The 17,785-nt window shown below is 67.9% G+C and carries 12 protein-coding genes and 1 pseudogene; 7 read left to right on the forward strand and 6 right to left on the reverse strand.

Features of this window, described 5'->3' with window-relative positions; translation table 11 throughout:
• Positions 1-312: pseudogene (locus GJV64_RS02770) on the forward strand (ribonuclease E/G); the annotation flags it as partial.
• A 21-nt stretch (positions 313-333) separates the two neighbouring features.
• On the opposite strand, the gene GJV64_RS02775 reads toward GJV64_RS02770, so the two are convergent.
• The 3 genes from GJV64_RS02775 to GJV64_RS02785 form a co-directional block, all read right to left on the reverse strand.
• Positions 334-2,316, reverse strand: a complete 1,983-nt coding sequence (locus GJV64_RS02775) for a DUF2075 domain-containing protein (protein ID WP_235927568.1) — start codon at positions 2,314-2,316, stop codon at positions 334-336.
• Between the two features lie 94 nt (positions 2,317-2,410).
• Complete coding sequence (locus GJV64_RS02780) at positions 2,411-5,383, reverse strand: TonB-dependent receptor plug domain-containing protein (RefSeq protein WP_164155762.1); 2,973 nt, start codon at positions 5,381-5,383, stop codon at positions 2,411-2,413.
• 194 nt (positions 5,384-5,577) lie between these two features.
• Positions 5,578-7,179: a phosphoenolpyruvate carboxykinase gene (locus GJV64_RS02785; protein WP_164155763.1), complete on the reverse strand. Its 1,602-nt coding sequence runs from the start codon at positions 7,177-7,179 to the stop codon at positions 5,578-5,580.
• Between the two features lie 212 nt (positions 7,180-7,391).
• On the opposite strand from GJV64_RS02785, the gene GJV64_RS02790 reads away from it, so the two are divergent.
• The 6 genes from GJV64_RS02790 to GJV64_RS02815 all read left to right on the forward strand — a co-directional run bounded on the left by GJV64_RS02790 (position 7,392) and on the right by GJV64_RS02815 (position 13,321).
• Entirely contained in the window at positions 7,392-8,144 is a 753-nt protein-coding gene (locus GJV64_RS02790) for a response regulator transcription factor (RefSeq protein WP_164155764.1), read from the forward strand.
• Between the two features lie 64 nt (positions 8,145-8,208).
• A complete protein-coding gene (locus GJV64_RS02795; RefSeq protein ID WP_164155765.1) occupies positions 8,209-9,702 on the forward strand; it encodes a sensor histidine kinase in 1,494 nt (497 codons plus the stop codon).
• Positions 9,702-11,045, forward strand: coding sequence for an RNase adapter RapZ (gene rapZ, locus GJV64_RS02800; RefSeq protein WP_164155766.1), 1,344 nt, complete (start codon positions 9,702-9,704; stop codon positions 11,043-11,045). Before GJV64_RS02795 ends, rapZ begins: the two co-directional genes overlap by 1 nt.
• Positions 11,042-11,443: a PTS sugar transporter subunit IIA gene (locus GJV64_RS02805; RefSeq protein ID WP_164155767.1), complete on the forward strand. Its 402-nt coding sequence runs from the start codon at positions 11,042-11,044 to the stop codon at positions 11,441-11,443. The genes rapZ and GJV64_RS02805 overlap by 4 nt, the downstream gene beginning before the upstream one ends.
• Positions 11,440-11,730 (forward strand): HPr family phosphocarrier protein, encoded by a 291-nt coding sequence (locus GJV64_RS02810; protein WP_235927569.1) that lies wholly within the window; start codon positions 11,440-11,442, stop codon positions 11,728-11,730. The genes GJV64_RS02805 and GJV64_RS02810 overlap by 4 nt, the downstream gene beginning before the upstream one ends.
• A 49-nt stretch (positions 11,731-11,779) precedes the next feature.
• Positions 11,780-13,321 (forward strand): M28 family metallopeptidase, encoded by a 1,542-nt coding sequence (locus tag GJV64_RS02815; protein WP_164155768.1) that lies wholly within the window; start codon positions 11,780-11,782, stop codon positions 13,319-13,321.
• On the opposite strand, the gene GJV64_RS02820 is transcribed toward GJV64_RS02815, so the two are convergent.
• The 3 genes from GJV64_RS02820 to lysA all read right to left on the reverse strand — a co-directional run.
• Positions 13,322-15,490, reverse strand: coding sequence for a penicillin acylase family protein (locus GJV64_RS02820; protein WP_164155769.1), 2,169 nt, complete (start codon positions 15,488-15,490; stop codon positions 13,322-13,324).
• Positions 15,487-16,758 carry an MFS transporter gene (locus tag GJV64_RS02825; RefSeq protein ID WP_164155773.1) on the reverse strand — a complete coding sequence of 424 codons (1,272 nt, stop codon included), beginning with the start codon at positions 16,756-16,758 and terminating at the stop codon, positions 15,487-15,489. The genes GJV64_RS02820 and GJV64_RS02825 overlap by 4 nt, the downstream gene beginning before the upstream one ends.
• A partial coding sequence (gene lysA / locus GJV64_RS02830; RefSeq protein ID WP_164155770.1) for a diaminopimelate decarboxylase occupies positions 16,755-17,785 on the reverse strand: 1,031 nt, incomplete at its 5' end. The genes lysA and GJV64_RS02825, both read right to left, overlap by 4 nt.

A 17,785-nucleotide genomic window follows, 5' to 3' on the forward strand; every position in this document is an offset into this window, starting at 1 on the left:
CCGGCTGCCGAAGCGGCCGCCGCACCTGTGGACGCTGAACCGCCGGCAAAACCGAAGCGCAGCCGCAAGAAGGCCGCACCCGATGCCGAGGCTCCGGCCGAACCGGCGCCGCCCGCCGAACCAGCCGCTGCGGAACCTGCGGAGGTCGAAGCGCCGGCCAAGCCAAAGCGCAGCCGCAAGAAGGCCGATGCCGAACCGGCTCCCGAACCGGCGCCCGCCGAGACTGTCGAACCGGCACCCGCCGAGACCGTCGCTGCCGAACCCGCCCCCCCGCCACGCAAGGGCTGGTGGCAACGCACCTTCGGCGCCTGACCGGACACGCCGGCGCCGCCCTCACGGCAGCGCCGGCACCCCACAGGCGGTCAGCCAATCGGCGATGGCGTCATAATCACCCGGCGGCCGTGTCGCGTCGGCAGCATCGCCGCGCGGCACGAAGATCACCATCCCCTGCCGGGCGCGCGTGAGCAGCACGCGATAGGCGTTCTTCACATAGTCCGCGCGCGACAGGCCGTCCGCCGTCGCGTTGATCGTCTGCCATCTCGTGCCGCGGAATTCGCGCGCCAACCAGCCGGTGTCGCCACGCCGGAAGTTGAGGTCCCAGGCGACCCCGGTCCAGTCCAGTTCCAGGCCCTGCACCGCAAACTCGGTGGCGGCATCTTCCAGTGCATTGGAAGCGCGGACATCGTCATTGCCGTTCAGGAACCAGTGGCACACGTCGATCGGCGCCTTCACATGCAGGCCTTCGGGCTTCAGGCGCAGGCCGTTCGACGAGGCCAGCAGTCCCGCGCGCTCTCCGGCCCGGCGCTGTGCCTGCAGCCAGGCCCGCGCTTGGGCCAGATCGCGCACCAGCCAGATCGGGAACTGCGCCGGGTCTGGCCGCAGCCTTGCCGCCGCTGCGGCATCCTCGCCCAGCACGGCCGCCACATAGGCCGACACGCGGTCGGACCGAAAGGAGCGAACCGAAGTGGCGAGGTGAAGATCGGGATCAGCGATGGTCCGTCGGCGCCCGAGATGCCAGCGCAGGCCGGCGTCCAGCGGCCCTGTTTCAGCAAGCAGGTGCGGCGGAAGATGGATCCGCCAGTGGGGCAGATCGGCCTGCAAAGCTCGCACCCATTCGGCGACACCGGCTTCGCCGCGGTTGATCTCTTGCCCCTCTCCGATCAGGCAGACAACCACGCACCAGTCCGGCCGCCGGTCCATAACCGACAGAAGGAAGGCCGGCTCCGACTGATCGAAGCCCGTCTGTCCTCGCTTGCGACGCATGAAGTCGCTGGCCATGGCACGGTCCCAAGCCCGCTGGGCCTCGTCGAAGATCACCACATGCTCTGATGGTGTCTGCTCAGGGGGCAGATACTCGTCGCGGAAATGATGGACATTCTGGATGAACTTGTCCGGTGAGCGGTCAGCGATGTGCAGGGCCTCTGATCCGGCAGGTTGACGGCGCCGGCGGCCGTCGCGCCGCAGCGCCTCGCGCAGCACATCCACCAACGGTCCGTTGCCAGACAGGAAGGTGGCATCCTCGCCCACATCGCGTGCCAGCCGGCCGCAGGCGATGTTCAACCCGGCTAGCGTCTTGCCCGCGCCGGGCACGCCGGTGACGAAGCAGATGGCCTTGCCGCCACACCCGCGCATCTCGGCCACGATGCGATCCACGGCGGCGGCGGTGCGGGACAGATTCTCCGCCCCAGCCTCGCTCCGCGAAATCTCAGCAACGTCGTGGCCGGCATAGAGTGCCTCAGCTGCTTCGATAATGCTGGGGGTGGGACGGTAAGCGCCATCGGCCCAGCAAAGCGGCTCGATGGCAGGTTCGTCACCGCTGGCGAGCAGACGCTGAATCGTGGGCAGCACGTCGCCGGGGCTGAGGCACAGCGGGGCATGCACCCGGTCCGGCGCCCAGAAGCCCAGGTCCAGCTGCTGCGGCTGGGCCTCGCTGGCGATCAGCAGGGGAACAATCGCTTTGTCGTGGCTGGTCACGTGGAAGTTCTTCAGGTCCAGCGCATAGCCATGGACCTGCTCGATGGCATGCCGGGCAAAGCCGCGGTCCCCAACCTTGTATTCCAGGACCAGGATCAGCGGCCCGGCGACGATGACCGCATCGGCGCGGCGGCCCATGCGCGGAATGGCGAATTCGAGAAAGACGTGCGCGCCCGGTAATGCCCAGGCCAGTTGCTGCAGGTGCGCGATGCTGAACTGCCAGGCGCTGATTTGCGGGAGTTCGGCCGGGAACTGGGTGGCCTTGGCGAGGTGACCCAGCACGAGTTCCGGCGCGGCCTTGGCCATCAACTCGGCTGGGGCATCAAACCATGCGCGGGACATGCGCCAAGGCTGCCAGGGCGCTGTTCTGTCAGCAACGAAAAAGGGCGGCCCTTTTGGGGGCCGCCCTCTTGCTTTGCTCTGTCGTGATCGCTGATCAGAACAGCTTGTCGAGCTTCACCTTGGCGCCGATGAAGAAGAAGCGGCCGATCGCGTTGACCGGGATATTGGCCGCCAGGTCCGGCTGCTGGTTGGTGAAGTTGTTCACGCCGCCATAAAGCGTGAACTTGTCATCCACGTCGAACGACGCCGAGATGTCGTGTTCCCAGCGTTCCTTGTAGAAGAAATACTTCGGATCGACGAGGTCGGGCTGCGCGTTCAGCTGGATGGTGGTGAAGCGCTGGGTCTTGCCCTGCCACGCCAGGCCATAGTTGATGCTCAGCGGGCCGTTCTGCCAGGTGAGGTCAAGGTTCCCGACATAGTTCGGCCGATAGGTGCGGTTACGCTGCTGTTCCGGCACCCCGCCGACCGTCGCCACGAAGGTCAGGTCGTTCAGGTAACCGCCAACCATGCGCAGGTTGAAGATGCCGTGCTTCCACTTCGGCCGCAGCGTGTAGTTCAGGCTGACTTCCAGACCGGAGGTGGTGAACGCCGCGACGTTCTGGGCCGACACCACGAAGTTCTGGATGAAGCCAGTGCCCGGCGCCCGCTCGAAGCTGTCGCAGAAGGCGTTGTCCAGGGTCGGCGAGTCGACACAGAGCTTGAACACCTCGTTCACGTCGGGCGTGTTGATGGCGTTGGTCAGCTTGATGTCATACCAGTCGGCGGTGATCGACAGGCCCGGGATGAACCGCGGCCGCAGCACCACGCCCGCCGTCCAGGTCTTGGCAGTTTCTTCCCGCAGCCTGGGGTTGCCGCCGACAAGGCCGGGCTGGCTGGTGCTCTGCTGGGCATCGGTCGCCGGCGAGAAGTCCAGGATCTGCTGCGGGGTCAGGCCGGCAGCCTGCAGCGCCGCCTGGCAGTTGGCAGCGCGGAACTGCGTGCCTTCGGCGATGAAGGTCGGGTCGCACGGGTCGTCGAGGAACTCGAACGTGCCCTGCAGCGGGCTGAACAGTTCGGTGATGTTCGGTGCGCGCACCGCGTTCGAATAGGTGGCGCGGAACGCGATGTCCTCGATGGGGGCATAGGTGCCGTCCACCTTCCAGGTCAGCGTCGAGCCGACGGTGGAATAATCCGAGTAGCGGATGGCGCCGCCAAAGGAGAGGTTTTTGGCGAACGGCACATCGGCCAGCAGCGGCACGTTGATTTCGCCAAACACTTCCTTGACATCGAACGAGCCACTGCTGGGCAGGATCTGGGCCCCACCGTCATAATAGCCCGCCTGCTGGAAGGCCGAGGTGACCGCACTGGTCGACTCATGGCGATACTCGGCGCCCACGGCAAAGCCGATCGGCCCACCGGGCAGGCTGAACAGGAAGCCCAGATCACCGGACAGCACGGCAGTCAGCACATGGTGCTGGCTGCGCTGGCTGCCGATGTCGTCAACGAAGACGAACTGCTGCGCTGCGTCAGACCGCACGCCCTGACCAAGGATGTTGAGCGGCACGCACTCGCCGGGCCGGAAGCTCAGCGGCGCACCGACATAGTTGGGCAGGCCGAAGTCAGTGATCAGCTCGGCGTTGGTGCCCGAAATGGTGGTCTGGCCCGGCAGGTTGATCCGGCAGGTGATCTGGCCGTTGCGGGGATCCACCACGGCGTCGATCGCGGCGAAATAGCGATCGTTGACGCGGTTGTCGCTGACCTTCACGGTGGCATCGGCGCGGCCATAGACATAGGACACGTCGTAGCGCAGGTTGCCGCTGCGATCGCCAGAGCTCAGCTCCCCGTCGAAGCCGACGACGGCGCGATAGGTGTCACGCGAGGCGACATCCTCGCGGATGCCCATGTCGAAGTTGTCGCGGCTCACCAGGGCGCCGAACGGCGCCAGCTCGCCGAAGCGCTGGTTCACATAGGCGTTGTCGTCGGCCAGCAGCGTGAAGAAGTCGAACGACGGCTGGCCGAGGCTGGCAGCGTTCGTCCGCACATACTTGCCTTCCGCATAGAAGCGGACCGCCGGGCTGAACTCATAGCTCGTCAGGATGTTGACGTTGTGGCGCTCGAGGTTGGGCTGCAGATCGCCGAAATAGCCGGCGGTCGGCGTGTTGGACGTGCTGTTGATCGCCCGGCCACCGGTGCCCGACAGCGGCTGACCACGGTCATAGACGCGGCCGCCGCCTTCGAAATCGGGAAGACCGTCGAAGTCCAGGTCAACGGCGCCATTGGGGGCGCTGTCGGCCCAGCTGACGTTGTTGAACAGGGCGCGGTCAAACCGGCTCGGGCTGTCGGGGAAGTCCGCCGGGTCGCGCAGCAGCTGGAAGTTCCGGCTGGGGTTGCCCAGCGCCTGGCGCTGGCGCTCGTTCAGGCGATCCTGCTTGGAATATTCATAGGCCACGGTGACGTTGCCGCGGCCGTCAGCAAAATTCTTGCCGACGACGATGGAGCCGAGCCGGTTGCCACCATCACCCAGCTCCGAGATGCCAGCCTGGAAGCGAGCCCGGAGGCCTTCGAAATTGCGCTTGAGCACGAAGTTGACCACGCCGGTGACGGCATCGGCACCATAGACCGCCGAGGCGCCGCCGGTGAGGATATCAACGCGCTCGATCAGGTCGTTCGGGATGGTGTTGATGTCGACCGAGTTCTCGCCCGGGTAGGCGTTCACATGGCGGCGGCCGTTGACCAGCACCAGCGTGCGCTGGGTGCCGAGGTTCCGCAGGTCGAGCAGGTTGAGGCCGACCGAGCCAAGGAAGCCGTTCGAGCCGGCATTGCGCTGGTTGCTGAGCGAGCCGACCAGTGCCGGCGAGTCGAGCAGGAACTCGGTGATGTTGACATCGCCCGACGACTCGATGGTGGCGGCCGACAGCGACTGCACCGGGTTGGAATAAGCGATCTCCGGGCGGACGATGCGCGAACCGGTGACAATCACCATCTCTTCATTGGTTTCAGCCGCAGCGGCGGCCTGCTCCTGCGCCACGGCAGCGGTGGCGATCGAACCGGCAAGGATCGAACCGGCAAGCAACAACATCGACTTCATCTAACAGCCCTCAGGTGGATTGAATGGCCGGTCTGTTACGGCCTGATGACAACCTGACAAGCCGCTTTGCGCCCGAATGCCGTTAGACGGGTCACATTGAGCCGGCATTGTGGCCCCAAGGTCACACGTGAAAGGGATGCCCGCGCACCCTCAGCCAGGCAACGCGCTCAAGCCACGCGGTCAGGTGATGCGGATCAGGCTGCCTTGGGCGCGCTGTCGCGGACGCTGGCGTCCACGTGGGCTTCGAACTGGGCGAAGTTGGCGATGAACATGCCGACCAGCTTCTTCGCCTGCGCGTCATAGGCGGCCTTGTCGGCCCAGGTCTCGCGCGGGTCGAGGATGCGGTCCTCCACGCCCGGCACGGCCACCGGCACGGCAAAGCCGAAGTTGGCATCGGTGCGGAAGGCGGCGTTCTTCAGGCTGCCATCGAGCGCGGCGTTGAGCAGCGCGCGCGTCACCTTGATTGGCATGCGGTGGCCGCCGGCGGTGGCGCTGCCGCCGGTCCAGCCGGTGTTGACCAGCCACACATCGACGCCGCCGCTGGCGATGCGGGCCTTCAGGAGGTTGCCATAGACCGACGGATGGCGCGGCATGAACGGCGCGCCGAAGCACGTGGAGAAGGTGGCATCCGGCTCGGTCACGCCGATCTCGGTGCCGGCAACGCGCGCGGTGTAGCCGGACAGGAAGTGATACATGGCCTGGTCCGGCGTCAGCCTGGCAATCGGCGGCAGGATGCCGAACGCATCGGCGGTCAGCATGATGATGTTGCGCGGCACCGGGCCCATGTTGGAGGCCGAGGCGTTGGGGATGAAATCGATGGGGTAGGATCCGCGGCTGTTTTCGGCGAGGCGGTTGTCATCGAGGTCGATCTTCCGCGTTACGGGATCGATCACGACATTTTCCAGCACCGTGCCAAAGCGGCGTGTGGTGGCGTAAATCTCGGGCTCGGCCTCGGCCGACAGGCGGATCATCTTGGCATAGCAGCCGCCCTCGAAATTGAAGACCGCGGTGTCGGACCAGCCATGCTCATCATCGCCGATCAGCGTACGGCTGGCATCGGCCGAAAGCGTCGTCTTGCCGGTGCCCGACAGGCCGAAGAAGATGGCGGTGTCGCCATCTTTCCCGATGTTGGCGGAACAGTGCATCGGCATCACACCGGTTTCGGGCAGCAGATAGTTGAGGATGGAGAAGACGCTCTTCTTCATCTCGCCGGCATAGGCCGTGCCGCCGATCAGGATGGTCCGGCCGGTGAAATCCACCGCGATCACGGTTTCGCTGCGGCAGCCATGGCGGGCCGGATCGGCCTTGAAGCCGGGCAGATCGATGATCGTGTAATCGGGCACGAAGCCGGCCAGATCGGCCGGATCGGGCCGCACCAGGAGGGTGCGGATGAACAGGCTGTGCCAGGCCTTTTCGGTGACCACCCGCACCTTAACCCGATGCTCGGGCTGGCTGCCCCCATAAAGATCCTGCACGAACAGATCGGCGCGCTCCTTCAGGGCGGCGGCGAAGTCTGCCTTGATGGCGGCGAACTGTTCCGGCGTGATGCTCTTGTTCTTGTCCCACCAGATGGTGCCATCGGTGTGGGCATCGCGCACGATGAACTTGTCGTTGGCGCTGCGCCCGGTGTGCTTGCCGGTTTCCACCACCAGTGCGCCATGCTCGGACAGCAGCCCTTCGCCGCGCTGCACGGCCAGTTCCACCAGCACGCCGGTGCCCAGGTTCCAGTGCAGCGCCGCCGGCGTGGCATAGCCCTGGTCGGCAAGGCCATGGGCGGGAACAATGGTGGACGGCACGACGCAATCTCCTCAGGCGCGGAAAAAGCCGGCGTCGCCGCTCCCCCCGTTTGCAGAGTCGCGGCATAAACCAGCCTTGGGGCTTCGTCAAAATGTCGCGCCCTGCCCAAATGCAGGGCCTCGCCGCGGCACCCGCGCAGCCTGGCTTCTGCATCAACTCTTGCCAGCGCAACTCTTGCCAGTTTGGGGCCATCGGCCCACATAGGCGGGCGATGGACCATGCAACGCCACCATCTCCCACCATCGCGCTGGTCGACGATGATCGCAACATCCTCACCTCGGTGTCGATCGCGCTGCAGGCCGAAGGCTTCGTGGTGCGCCTTTATTCCGATGGCGACACCGCGCTGAAGGCGCTGGTGGAGAACCAGCCCGATCTGGTCGTGCTCGACATCAAGATGCCGCGCCTCGACGGCATGGAGGTGCTGAAGCGCCTGCGCGAGAAGAGCCAGGTGCCGGTGATCTTCCTGACCTCGAAGGACACCGAGATCGACGAGGCGCTGGGCCTCGCCATGGGTGCCGATGACTATATCGGCAAGCCGTTCAGCCAGCGCCTTCTCATCGAGCGAATCCGCGCCGTGCTGAGGCGCACCGCCAACCGCCGCGCCGCCCCCGAAGATCTCGCCCCGGCCGAGGGCGACATGGGCAGCGATCCCATCGTGCGCGGCCGCCTGACCATGGACCCCGCGCGCCACCGCGTGTTCTGGGACGGCGGCGAAGGCCGGCGCGGCGACGTGGCGCTCACCGTCACCGAGTTCATGATCCTCGAAACGCTGGCCAGCCGGCCGGGCTTCGTCAAATCCCGCGACCAGCTGATGGACGCGGCCTATTCCCACGATGTCTATGTCGATGATCGCACCATCGACAGCCACATCAAGCGTCTGAGGAAGAAGTTCCGCGCCGTCGATCACCAGTTCAAGGCCATCGAGACGCTGTATGGCGTCGGTTACCGCTTCAACGAGGAATAGCCGCCCGGGAGCCGCGGCTGGCGATGCGGTGCAGGAATGGCGCCGCGGGCTGGGATTTGGCTCATTGAGGGCCCGCATCTTCGCGGTCAACCTGCTGGCGGTGATCGTGCTGGCGCTGATGCTGCTGTGGCTCGACACGGTGCGCACCCGCTTGCTCGATGAACGTACCGCCAGCCTTGCGAGCGAGGCGGTGACCGTCGCCGCGCTGGTGTCCGGCCTGCCCGGCGAGGCGCGCGGGCCCGGCATCACAAGGCTGGGGCTGGAACGCGGCACCCGCGTGCGGCTCTATGACGAGACCGGGCAGCGCCAGGCCGACAACTGGCAATCTCCGCGCAACCCGCGCTTCGTGGTGGAAGACCCCAGCGCCTATGGCTGGCGCCGCGCCTCGGCCAAGGCCATTGACCGCATGCTCGAAGCCGTACTTGGCGTGCGCACGCCGGTTGCCTATGCCGAACCGGAGAGCGACAGCGCTGCCGCCTGGCCGGAAGTGGCCCGGGCGCTGGCCGCCGCACAGCCTGCCATCGAATTGCGCCGAGCCGGCGATGGCAGCCTGATCGTCAATGCCGCCGCCCCGGTGCCTGGCGGCGGTGCCGTGCTGCTCACCGATTCGGCCGACGACCTGGCTGCCATCCTGCGCGGCGAACGGCTCACCTCGGCCTGGTTGCTGCTGTCGGTCACCGGCCTCACGGCCGGCCTGTCCTTCTATCTGGCGCGCACCATCGTGCGACCCTTGCGGATGCTGGCCATGGCCGCCCACCGGGTGCGGCTGGGCCGGGCCCGCGAAGTGGTGATCCCGCGCCTGCCCGACCGTCGCGACGAGATCGGCGCGCTGGCCCGCGCCATCTCCGACATGTCGACAGCGCTCAGGCGCCAGATCGATGCCACCGAGGCCTTTGCCGCCGATGTCGCGCACGAGCTGAAGAACCCGCTCGCCTCGCTGCGCTCTGCCGTCGACGTGCTTGACCGGGTGGAGCAGCCGGAACTGCGCGCCCAGTTGATGGGCGTGATCCGCGACGACGTTGCCCGCATCGACCGGCTGATCACCGACATTGCCGATGCCAGCCGGCTGGATGCCGAACTGTCGCGCACCGGCTTCCAGGCGGTGGACATCGCGGCGCTCGCCGATGGGCTGGTGACGGCCTATGGCATCGCCGCCCCGCTGCGCGGCGTCACCGTGGCGCGCGCCGGCCTGGCAGCCCCGGTGCTGATCGAGGGCGATGCCAGTCGGTTGGCCCAGGTGCTCCGGAACCTCATCGACAATGCCATCAGCTTCTCCCCCGATGGGGGCACCGTCACGCTGGGCATCGGCCGGGCCGGCGACATGGTGGAGCTGCGCGTTGCCGACCAGGGCCCAGGCGTGCCGGCGGCCAACCGCGGCGACATTTTCCGCCGCTTCTATTCCGAACGGCCGGCTGCCGAGGATTTCGGCCGCCACTCCGGGCTGGGCCTGTCCATCGCGGCGGCCATCGTCGCGGCGCACGGCGGCCAGATCCGGGTGGAGGATGCGCCCGGCGGCGGCGCCCTGTTCGTGGTCGCGCTGCCGGTCGGGGGCGGCTGATGGAGACGCTGCACGCGACAGCCGTTGCCCGGGGCGAGCGCGCCGTGCTGCTGCTGGGGCCCAGCGGCGCCGGCAAATCCGATCTGGCGCTGCGGCTGGTGGCGGCCGGCTGGCGGCTGGTCGCCGACGACAGGGTGCAGCTGACCGCTACGGCCGAGGGCGTGATGGCCAGTGCGCCGCCGCGCCTGGCCGGCCTTATCGAGGTCCGCGGGCTGGGCATCGTGCCGGAACCGGCGGCGCCGGCGCCGGTCGCCCTCGCCCTCGATCTGTCCCGCCGCCCCGAACGTCTGCCGGCGGAGGAGACCATCACGATCGCCGGGCAGGCCATCCCGCTGCTGCCCTTTGATCCTTTTGGTGCATCGGCCACCGAACGCGCCGAGCGGGCCTTGGCAAGCCGCGGCCTTGCCGTCACAGCTGCGAGCGTGAACCCGCCCATCCTCATCGTCTCCGGCCTGTCCGGAGCCGGCAAGTCCACGGCGCTGAAGGCGCTGGAGGATCAAGGCCATGAAGTGGTCGACAACCTGCCGTTGTCGCTATTTGATGCGCTGATCGCCGGCAGCCTCGAGCGCCCGCTGGCGCTGGGCATCGACAGCCGCACGCGCGCCTTCGATCCCAAGGCGCTGGTGTCCCGCATCGCCGCCCTGAGGGATGCCGGCCGCGCCATCAGGCTGCTCTATCTCGATTGTGCCGACGATGTGCTGATCCGGCGCTTTTCCGAAACCCGCCGCCGCCACCCGCTGAGCCCGGACCGCCCGGCCAGCGACGGCATCGCTGCCGAACGCGCGCTGCTGGCGCCGTTGGCCCAGTCGGCCGACCTGCTGCTGGACACCACCGAGCTGTCGCTCACAGATCTGCGCCAGCGCATCGCCGAGCGGTTTGGCGGCGGCTTCTCGCCGGGGCTGGCGGTGACGCTGATGAGCTTTGGCTATGCCGCCGGCCTGCCGCGCGAAGCCGACCTGGTGTTCGACATGCGCTTCCTGGCCAACCCGCACTGGCAGGCTGATCTGCGCCCCCTCACCGGCGAGGATGCGGCGGTGGCCTCGTTCGTGGCTGCCGATCCGCTCTATGCGCCAACGCTGGCCAAGCTCGACGAACTGGTGCGCAGCCTGCTGCCCGGCTATGCCCGGGAGGGGAAGGCCTATCTGACCATCGCCATCGGTTGCACCGGTGGCCGCCACCGCAGTGTGGCGGTGGCGCGCGATCTCGCCGACCGGCTGGCGGCAGCCGGGCAGAATGTGGCGCTGCTGCACCGGGACATCGCAAAATCAACCGAACCGCCGGGCGCACCGCCAGCCGCCCCATTGACATTCACGCGCCAAGCGAGTGAGGCGAACGGGCAATGATCGGTCTTGTACTGGTGACCCATGGCCGCTTGGCGGCCGAGTTCGTGGCGGCGATGGAACATGTCGTCGGCGCGCAGCCGTCGCTGGAAGCCATCTGCATCGCTGCCGATGACGACATGGAAGAACGCCGTGCCGAGATCGCGGCGGCCGTGCAGCGCTGCAACGACGGCCAGGGCGTCATCATCCTTACCGACATGTTTGGCGGAACCCCGTCCAATCTCGCCATCTCGCTGCTCGGCCCACAGGTGGAGGTGATCGCCGGCGTCAACCTGCCGATGCTGATCAAGCTGGCCAGCGTGCGCAAGGCCTGCACAGTGGAAGCCGCGGTGCAGGCGGCGCAGGATGCGGGGCGCAAATATATCGCTGTGGCCAGCCGCATGCTCGGCGAGGCGGCTTGAGCCAGCCTGACGGCGCCTGCGCTGGCCCCATCAGGGTTCCCATCACCAACCGGCGCGGGCTGCATGCGCGCGCCAGTGCCAAGTTCGTGACGCTCGCCTCCAGCTTCGATGCCGAAGTGACGGTGGCGCACGATGGCACCGCCGTCACCGGCACCTCGATCATGGGCCTGATGATGCTGGCCGCCGCCATGGGCGATGAGATCGTGATTAGCGCCACCGGGCCGGAGGCCGAGGCCGCCGTGTCCAAGCTCGCCGGCCTGGTGATGGACAAGTTCGGCGAGGATTGAGCCTCCCCTCCCGCTTGCGGGAGGGGCTGGGGGTGGGCATGGTCGTGCCATGCGCCAGATCATCCCCCTCATCGCCCTGCTTTCTACCCCCGCACTCGCCAAGCCCGATGCCGACACGCGCGCCTGGCTGGCGCGCACCGCCGAACTGTCCAGCGATGCCATGGAGGGCCGCGATGCCGGCAGCCCCGGCCATGCCCGCGCCATCGCCCTGGTGGAGGGGTGGTTGAAGGCCGCGAAGCTGCAGCCGGCGGGCGAGGCCGGCACGTTCCGCCAGACGGTGAAGCTGCACGAAGTGGCGGTGACGACGGCACAGATGCAGGTGGTGCAGCCCGATGGCAGCGCGGCGCCCCTGAGGTTCCTGCACGACATCACGCCGCGCCCCGCCACCGATCTGCCGGCCACGCTGTCGGCGCCGATGCGCTTTGGCGGCTACTGCAGCCGCACCGAGGTCGGTTACACGATGGAGGGCAAGATCGCCGTCTGTTACCGCAGCCGCCGCACCGGGCGGGCGCTGCCGGCCGAACAACTCGCCGCGCTCAAGGAGGCCCGCGCGGTGGGGCTGCTCTACATTGACGATGTCGGCTTCACGCAGGAACCGCCGCGCTGGCCCGATGCCTATGCCCGCGCCGTGGCCCATGAAGGGAACCCATTGGCAGCTAATGCGCCCGGCGGCCTGCCGACCTTCCGGGTCAACGGCGCGGCGCTGGAGACGCTGATTGCCGGGTCGGGCCGGCTGGCGTCGGTGATCCTCACCGAGGCGACCTATCATCGCGATCTGGAGAGCTTCGACCTGCCCGGCCGCTTCGAGGCGAAGCTGACCACGGCGCAGCGCAGCTTTGCCAGCCAGCAATTGCTCGGGCTGTTGCCGGGCACCGACAAGGCGAAGGCGCAGGAATATCTGCTGCTCGGCGCCCATATCGATGGCTATGGCTTCGGCGAGCCGGTGAACGGCGACGGGCTCTACAACGGCACGCTGGATGATGCCGGCTATGTCGCGCTGCTCAGCCAGCTGGCGGCCCGCCGCAAGGGCAAGGGCTATGCCCGGCCCGTGCTGTTCGCGGTGTGGACAGCGGAGGAGAAGGGCCTGCTCGGCGCGCGCTGGTGGCTGGACCACCCGACCGTGCCGAAGGAGCAGCTGGCGGGCGTCATCAATCTCGATCAGCTGCGGCCGCTGTTTCCACTCAAAGCGCTCACCCTGCACGGGCTTGGCATGAACTCGCTGGCGGGCACGGCGAAGGCGGTGGCGGAAGGGCTGAAGATCGAGGTCCGCCCTGATCGGGAGCCGCTGCGCAACCTGATACGCCGCGTCGATTCATGGCCGTTCATGGCCGAGGGTATTCCGGCGGTGAACTTCATCTTCGCCTACAACCCGCGCAGCCCGGAAGAGGCGATCTACCGCGACTGGTACATGCGCCGCTATCACCGCCCGCAGGACGACATGACGACGCCGATGGACCTGGATGCGGCGCGGGATTTCAACCGCTTCTTCTACGCGCTGGTGGAAACGGCAGCGAACGCGGCGGAGCGGCCGACCGCCAAGCCCATGCTGGAACTGGTGCCGGTGCCGCTGCTCACGCCGCCGCCGCGCTGATCATTCCCCCGGCCGATATGTCCGCTCCACATGCCCCTGAAGCTGCGCGTCGGTGAAATAGACGGGGCGGAAATCGTGGCTGCGATAGCGTTCGGCCTGGTCGCGGAAGTGGGGGCTGTCGGGGTTTGAATTGAGGCCGCCGGCGTGGACAGCGCGCGCCTCCGGGCCGTCCTTGCCGAAGCGGACGACGGCGACGAAGCTGTTGCCATAATCGCCATACCAGCGCTTCGTGCCCTCCCGTTGCCGCGAGCCGAAGCTGGCCAGGCTGCCCCAGTTGCCGCTGGCAAAGCCGATCGGCGTTGAGGGCAGCTTGTCATCATAGCTCTGGTTCACGTTGCCGGTGAGGCGCTGGAAGCGGTTGATGTGGCCCCACGGCACGTCCCAGCCGCCGAAATCGCCGGCCAGCCGGGCAACGGCAGCATCAAGCGCTGCCAGCCGGTCCGCGTCCGGCACCTTGGCACCGGCCAGATAGGCGGTGAAGCCGATGGAGTCGGCGCGGGCGGCCGCACCGTGCCGCTTCACCATCTCGTCACCCCAGAACACGGCGAGCGAGGTTGCGATGGAGGCTTCGCCGGAACGGAAATCCCAGGCCCTCAGCGTGGCGATGGGTGCTGCCAGCCGCGCCTTCTGGGCGCCGGCCGGGGCGGCATCCCACGCCTTCACCAGCGCCGGCACCGTATCGGCAAAGCCTTGCAGATACGGGTCATAGGCGGCCGCGAGGAGCCTGTTCAGATCGAACTTGCTGTCGCCCGACAGCAGCCGCAGCGCGTTCGGCCCGCGCGGGTTTTCGCCGGCCCTGTCCATGTAGCGCGGATAGTCCGCCTGCTTCGGGCTGTCCGGGCCGGCCGCTGTCCACGGCCAGTTGTTGACGTTGAAGGTGAAACCACTCTTCGGGTTCATCACGCTCGGCAGCTGGTCGAGGCTGTGCTCGCCCTGCCAGTCGGTCGCCGGGTCGCTGCCATCGACCGGCTTGCCCCAGTCGAAGCGGTTGTCGCGCACCGGCACGAACTGCGGGTGGAGATAGGCGATCTCGCCCCTGGAACTGGCGAACAGCGTGGCGTTGGACGAGTTGGCGCGGCGCTCGGCCACCTTCAGATAGGAGGCGAGATCAGTGGCCTTGGTGCGCAGGAAGCTCTGTTCCAGGGCCGCCACCGGCCGGTGCATCAGGCTCACCGCGATCCACTTGCCGCTTTCGGCGCGGATCACCGGGCCGTGGTGGGAGCGCCAGGTGGTGAAGGCGCGGCTCTGCATCGTGCCGTCGGCGGCCTTGAACGGCACGCGGATGGTCTTTTCCCTCAGCGGCTTCCAGGTGGTGCCGTGCAGATAATGCCACTTGCCGCCGCGCTGTTCGACGGTGAGCGCGAACTCGTCGATATTGTCGACGCCCGAAGAGGTGTGCATCCAGCCGACGTTGCGGTTGAAGCCCTGGTAGACGAAGAACTGGCCCCAGGTGCTGGCGCCATAGGCATCGAGCCCCTGGCCGCTTTCCACCTTGGCCTCGCTGCGGAAATAGAAGCTGGTGTGCGGGTTGATCAGCAGCAGGGCATCGCCGCTGGTGGAGCGCGACGGGGCCAGCGCAAAGCCGTTGGAGCCGGCGGGCTCCTCCAGCTCACTGCCCAACTCGACCGCCGACCGCTTCGCCGTCTGGCCGGTGTAGAAGCTCTCCAGCCGGGCGAGGTTGATGCTCTCGATGTCGCCGCCGATGCTGCCCTCACTGAAGGACAGCGCCATCCACGGCTCGAAACGGGTGATGACGCGCGGCTTCACCTGCGGGTGGGTGGCAAGATAATGGTTGAGCGCATCGGCCCAGGCCACGCACAATGTTTTCAGCCAGCCGGGCGCGCGGGCATAATCGGCCTTCAGCTCCGCGGGATCGATGAACAGCTTCATCCTGAGGTCACGCCAGATGGCGGCCTCGCCCTCGGTTTCGGCGAGGCGGCCCATGGCGTTGATGAAGTTGGTCTCCACCCGGGCGAAATCATCCTCGGCCTGGGCGTGCATCATGCCGAACACGGCGTCCGCGTCGGTCTTGCCCTTGATGTGCGGGATGCCGAAATCATCGCGGGTTATGGTGACGGCGCTGCGCCGCGCGGCCCAGCGATCCGTTTCGGGGGAGGCCAAGGCCGGGGTGATGACGAGGGTGCTGAGGAGCAGGGCGCGCAGGATCATGGCGTGACGCTAGTGGCCGCTTCCGCCTTCGGCAAGAGTGCAAGGCCTGTCGCGCTGACCAGCGCCGCGCCGGCCAGATACCAGCCCACCGCGCCAATGCCGAATTGGCCGGCCAGCGCCTGGCCGATCACCGGGGTGAGGCCGCCGCCGATGATGCCGCCCATGTTGAAGGCAACGCTGGCGCCGGTGTAGCGAACCCGCGCCGGAAACAGCCCGGGCAGGAAGGCGCCCAGCGGCCCATAGACAAAGCCCATCACGAACAGCGCGAGGGCCAGGAAGGCGAACACGCCGCCGGGGCCGGCCTGCATCAATGGCCCCATGCCGGCCCCCACCAGCACCGTGGCCAGGCTGCCCAGCATCAGCACGCGGGCCGGCGTGCTCTTGTCGGCGGCCCAGCCGGCGGCAATAATTCCGGCGGCGAGGAACAGGATGGCGCCCAGCTGCAGCTGCAGGAACGCCTCGCGCGTGTAGCCCAGCACCGTGGTGCCATGCCCCAGCGCAAAGGCGGTGGCGATGTAAAAGATGGCAAAGCAGGTGACGGCCGCCGCGATGCCGCACAGCGTCTCGCGCCAGTGATCGCGGACCAACTCGGCCAGCGGCACGGCGGGCGGCGTCTCGTGCGCCACCATAGCGGCGAAGGCCGGGGTTTCGAGGATGGTCAGCCGCACCCACAGGCCAACCGCCACCAGCGCGATGGAGCCGGCAAAGGGCAGGCGCCAGCCCCAGTTGAGGAAATCGCCATCATCCAGCCACAGGCCGAGGATGAGGAACAGGCCGTTGGCGGCGATGAAGCCCACCGGCGCGCCCAGCTGCGGGAACATGCCATAGCGGGCGCGCCAGCCCGGCGGGGCATTTTCCACCGCCAGCAGCGCCGCGCCGCCCCATTCGCCGCCCAGCCCGAACCCTTGCCCGAAGCGCAGCGCGCACAGGATGATCGGGGCCGCCACGCCGATCGCGGCATGGGTGGGCAGGAAGGCGATGGCGAAGGTTGAAAGGCCCATCAGCAGCAGCGAGGCCACCAGCGTCGACTTGCGGCCCAGCCGGTCGCCATAATGGCCGAACACCAGCGCCCCGATTGGCCGCGCCACGAAGGCGACGGCAAAGCTGGCGAAGCTCAGGAGCAGTTGCAGATCGGCGTTCTCGGCCGGGAAGAACAGCGGCCCGAACACCAGCGCGGCGGCGGTCGCATAGATGTAGAAATCATAGAATTCCACCGCCGTGCCCACCAGGCTGGCGGCGAGGATGCGGGCGGCGGTGGGTTGCCTCAGAGCCACGGGGCCTTAGCATCCAGCGCCAGCATGGCGGCCGGCTGGTTGCGCTGCGAGACGATCGCCCACTGGCTGCCGTTCACCATCACTTCGGGCACCAGCGGGCGCGAGTTGTAGGTGCTGGCCATGGTCGCGCCATAGGCGCCGGCGGTCATGAAGGCGACCAGGTCGCCAGAGCGCACATCCTCCATCTCGCGGTCTTCGGCGAAGGTGTCGCCGGTCTCGCAGATGGGGCCGACCACCGTTGCCACCGTGCGCTCGGCCTTCGGGCGCACGGCAAGAATGTCGTGCCAGGCGCCATAGAGCGACGGGCGCAGCAGGTCGTTCATCGCGGCATCCACCACGATGAAATGCTTGCTTGCGCCCTCCTTGGTCAGGATCACCTCGCTCACCAGCACACCGGCGTTGCCCACCACCATGCGCCCCGGCTCGAACATCAGCCGCCACGGCCAGCCGGCGGTGGCGCGGGCCACCAGGGCGGCATAATCGGCCGGGCTGGGCGGCGGCGGCAGGTCGCGGCGGTAGGGCACGCCGAGCCCGCCACCGACATCGATGCGCTTGATGGCGTGGCCGGCGGCCTCCAGCTGGCGGGCCAGATCGCCCAGCTTCCTTATGGCGTCTTCCACCGGCCCCAGGTCGGTCAACTGGCTGCCGATATGGGCGGCGAGGCCGACGGGCCGCAGGTTCGGCCAGGCGGCGGCCTGCGCGAAGGCGGCGGGCAGCCGCTCCCACGGGATGCCGAACTTGGCGTCCGCCCCGCCCGTCGAGATCTTGCCGTGCGTGCGCGGGTCCACCGCCGGGTTGATGCGGATGGCGATTTCCACCGTTCGCCCCTGTTCGCCGGCGATGGCACCCAGCATGTCGATCTCGGCTTCGGATTCGACATTGAACTGCAGGATGCCGGCCTCCACGCCGGCCGCCAGTTCGGCGCGGGTCTTGCCGACGCCGGAGAACACGATGCGGCTGGCCGGCACCCCGGCGGCCAGCGCGCGCGCCAGCTCGCCACCCGACACGACATCGGCGCCAG

The sequence above is a fragment of the Sandarakinorhabdus rubra genome, from assembly GCF_010994245.1.
GTDB classification, from domain to species: Bacteria; Pseudomonadota; Alphaproteobacteria; order Sphingomonadales; family Sphingomonadaceae; genus Sandarakinorhabdus; species Sandarakinorhabdus rubra.

What these genes read in the sequence shown, in the direction of transcription:
- GJV64_RS02805 (WP_164155767.1), top strand. Translation starts at nt 11,042, where the DNA reads ATGATCGGTCTTGTACTGGTGACCCATGGCCGCTTGGCGGCCGAGTTC.
- GJV64_RS02780 (WP_164155762.1), bottom strand. Translation starts at nt 5,383, where the DNA reads ATGAAGTCGATGTTGTTGCTTGCCGGTTCGATCCTTGCCGGTTCGATC.
- GJV64_RS02820 (WP_164155769.1), bottom strand. Translation starts at nt 15,490, where the DNA reads ATGATCCTGCGCGCCCTGCTCCTCAGCACCCTCGTCATCACCCCGGCC.
- GJV64_RS02815 (WP_164155768.1), top strand. Translation starts at nt 11,780, where the DNA reads ATGCGCCAGATCATCCCCCTCATCGCCCTGCTTTCTACCCCCGCACTC.
- GJV64_RS02775 (WP_235927568.1), bottom strand. Translation starts at nt 2,316, where the DNA reads ATGTCCCGCGCATGGTTTGATGCCCCAGCCGAGTTGATGGCCAAGGCC.
- rapZ (WP_164155766.1), top strand. Translation starts at nt 9,702, where the DNA reads ATGGAGACGCTGCACGCGACAGCCGTTGCCCGGGGCGAGCGCGCCGTG.
- GJV64_RS02790 (WP_164155764.1), top strand. Translation starts at nt 7,392, where the DNA reads ATGGACCATGCAACGCCACCATCTCCCACCATCGCGCTGGTCGACGAT.